Origin of the sequence: Cellulomonas persica (genome assembly GCF_007989825.1) — a bacterium.
Classification (GTDB): Bacteria; Actinomycetota; Actinomycetes; order Actinomycetales; family Cellulomonadaceae; genus Cellulomonas; species Cellulomonas persica.
Map to the genome: position 1 here is coordinate 1 of NZ_BJUA01000036.1, position 3,100 is coordinate 3,100.

At 67.5% G+C, this 3,100-nt stretch carries 5 protein-coding genes; all 5 read left to right on the forward strand.

Annotated elements, in window-relative coordinates; translation table 11 throughout:
- Positions 1–555 (forward strand): DUF6318 family protein (locus CPE01_RS16570; RefSeq protein WP_222592958.1); only part of this gene is annotated, 555 nt, incomplete at its 5' end.
- Complete coding sequence (locus CPE01_RS16165) at positions 555–1,370, forward strand: PKD domain-containing protein (protein WP_146807832.1); 816 nt, start codon at positions 555–557, stop codon at positions 1,368–1,370. The genes CPE01_RS16570 and CPE01_RS16165, both read left to right, overlap by 1 nt.
- Positions 1,371–1,586: 216 nt before the next feature.
- On the forward strand, positions 1,587–2,210 hold the full coding sequence (locus CPE01_RS16170; RefSeq protein WP_146807833.1) for a DUF6318 family protein: 624 nt from the start codon (positions 1,587–1,589) through the stop codon (positions 2,208–2,210).
- Between the two features lie 120 nt (positions 2,211–2,330).
- Positions 2,331–2,693 carry a PKD domain-containing protein gene (locus CPE01_RS16175; RefSeq protein ID WP_146807834.1) on the forward strand — a complete coding sequence of 121 codons (363 nt, stop codon included), beginning with the start codon at positions 2,331–2,333 and terminating at the stop codon, positions 2,691–2,693.
- An 85-nt stretch (positions 2,694–2,778) separates the two neighbouring features.
- Positions 2,779–3,039: a GlsB/YeaQ/YmgE family stress response membrane protein gene (locus CPE01_RS16180; protein ID WP_146807835.1), complete on the forward strand. Its 261-nt coding sequence runs from the start codon at positions 2,779–2,781 to the stop codon at positions 3,037–3,039.
- The last annotated feature ends 61 nt before the right edge of the window (positions 3,040–3,100 follow it).

Below are 3,100 nucleotides of genomic sequence, written 5' to 3' on the forward strand. Positions count from 1 at the left end.
AGCACCCCGTCGGCCAACGCGACGACGACCGCCGCGGCCACGGCGACCCCATCGCACGAAGGCTCGCCCACTCCGACCGTCACACCGACGGATGGCGTCGACGAGTTCGACGCCACAGTGGCGCCGGAACCTCCCGCGGGTCTCGACGGCCCGCCATCCGAGGAAGCGGCCGGACAGGCCGCGAGCTACTTCCACGAGCTCGCCCCGTACGCCTTCGCGACAGGTGACGTGGAGGCATGGAAGGCGATGAGTGCTGACTCATGCAAGTTCTGCGCCGCCATCGCCAAGCAGGTCGAGGAAGAAGCGGCCGCTGGCAAGCGCCGCGAGGGAGGGCGGGTCGACGTGCTGGACGTCCAGGCGTACCACCACAAGGGGGAGCAGTACGCCGCGCTGGTCACGATCCGCGAGAACGAGTCGCGTGTGATCGCGCCTGACGGCTCGGTCGACGGAGAGGTCGACTACAAGCAGGATGTCCAGCTCGAGATGCTCCTGACCTGGAACGGGACCAGCTGGGTCGTCGATGGCGTCGACGTGAAGTACGCGAACAAGCTGTGATGGTCTCGGCCGCAGTCTTCGCCACTGTCGTGGCGCTCTCCGTCGCCGTGCCGGCGTCGGAGCCGGCGCCCATCTACGACGTGGGCGGAGAAGACGACACAGTCGTCGTGTCCGGATTCCAGGCTGAGCGCGAGCGGTTGGCAGAGGAAGCGAAGCCTCCGGGCAAGCGCAAGTTCACGTTCAAGCGCACCCCGGTCTGCCAGCTCCCGTCCGCGTCAGAGCAGCCATGTCCCCAAGCCGATCCCGCGCTTCCCCCTCTCTCGCTGAGGTGCGAGGCAGGGGCACCATTCGCGCCGCTGTGGCGCCAGAGTCTCACCTCGCCGGGCCTGGGCTGGCAGCTGCGGGCACCCTGGACGTGTCCTGAGGACCTGCTGCCCACCTTCAGCCAGGAGGACCTTGAGGCACTGCAGATCGCGCCGCTCGAGGTCAGTCAACAGCCCGCTTCGGGGCCGATGCTGATCACCAAACCGGTGATCGTCTACACGGAACCCATCGAGCGGGAGTATCGCGTGGTGCTGTTCGACGCCTTCGGCGTCGACGTGATCGTCACTCCGCGCGAGTACGCATGGGACTTCGGAGACGGGTACACGACCACGACCACCGAGCCGGGTCGCCCGTATCCCAGCTTCGATATCGCCCACGAGTACAGCGAGACTGGTGACGCGCGAGTCACGCTCACGACGACCTGGACCGCCAGGTACCGAGTGGATGAAGACCCGCTGGGACGATGGCTCGACGCGGACGGCTCCGTGACGACCATCCATCAAGGAGTGCCGTTCGAGGTGATCGAACTACGGTCGAGGCTCGTCGGCTGACGGGCCGCGCGTTGTTCAGGAGGGGTGCCCGATCAGGCGTGCGTGTCGTGGGACGTGCTGTGTGGCGCCGGTGTACCTGTCTCATCGGAGGAGCGACGAGGGCTTGAGGGAGACGAGTGGGACGCCGGGCTCCTCTGGGCGCAGTGGGCGCCCCGGTTGTCCACAGAGTTGAGACGACCGGTGATGTGCCATGTCCGTTCTGGGAGGTTCGGCGCCGTGTGTCTCTCGAAGGCCGCCGCGGCGGTCACGTTCGCCGGTGCTCTCGTGGTCGTCGCCGGCTGCGACAGCGGCACGCCGTCGGCCAACCCGGCGACGACCGCCGCAGCCACACCGAGCGCCTCGCCCGAGACGTCGCCGACCCCAGCTGTTACGCCGACGCCTGATGCCGACGAGTTCGACGCGACGATCCCGCCGAGACGTCCCGCCGGGCTCGACGGGCCGCCCTCGGAGGAGACTGCGGCCGAGGTCGGTCGGTTCTACGTGTCCCTGTTGCCCTATGTCTTCGCCACAGGCGACCGCCAGGACCTGGACGGTCTTGCAACGGATGACTGTGACTGGTGCGCCGACGTCAGCGATGCCGTCCGGGAGGAGCAGGCGGCCGGTCGGCACCGTGTCGGAGGTCGGATCGAGGTCATCGACGTCCGGGGATTCGACAACAGTGGTGGCAACTACCTCGCGGTCGTTCGCGTCAGGGAGCATCCATCGGAGGTCGTCGATACGCACGGGAACGTGGTGGAGCAGTACGACACCGCGCAGGAAGCGAAGCTGCAGGTCGGCCTGATCTGGGCGGACGACAGCTGGGCCGTCGACGGTGTTGCAGTCGACACCCAGGGGACGTGATGTACCGAGCGGTCGGACTGGGCGTGTCCCGAGGACCTGATCCCGCCATTTACGGAAGATGATCTCCGCCGGCTGGAGATCGCGCCGCTCGAGGTGAACCACCAGCCATCGGATGGGCCGATGCTGGTCACCAAACCAGTCATCGTCTTCACCGAGCCCGCTGACCGTGAGTTCAGTGTCGCTCTTCTCGACGCGTACGACGTCGACGTCATCGTCAGTCCGCGGGAGTACTCGTGGACCTTTGGCGACGGGGAGACGCTGACGACGACCGATCCCGGCCGGCCGTATCCGGCGTTCGACCTCACGCACAAGTACAGCCAGCTGGGTACCGCTCAGATCTCCCTCACCACGACCTGGACTGCGAAGTATCGGGTCGACACAGACCCCCTGCTGCTCTGGCGCGACGCAGACGGCAATGCGGTCACCGTGCACGCGGGAGTCGAGTTCGAGGTGATCGAGCTGCGGTCGAAGTTGGTCGGCTGACGGACCACGCCCCTGCGAGTCGACCCGAACGCGTGTCGCGCCCGTACCAGACGCCCCAAATGCCCGGATGCTCTAGCCTCGGCCCATGCTCATCATCGGCCTCATCCTGTTCGGCATGCTGGTCGGTGCAGCCGCCCAGCTCATCCTCGGCAAGGGATCGCGCGGCATCGACTGGTCGATGGCGATCGTGGCCGGGCTCGTCGGGTCGTTCGTCGGCGGGCTGCTCGCGAGCCTGATCGCCGGCGACGGTCTCGAGCTGCGACCCAGCGGCATCATCGGCTCGATCGTCGGCGCGATCATCGTCACGCTCGTCTGGCGCGCGATCGGATCCCGCTCGAAGCGCTGAGAGCCGCCCGTTCGTCGGCGGGGAGATCGTCGGGTGAGGCCCAGCCAGTCGCCTCGAGCGG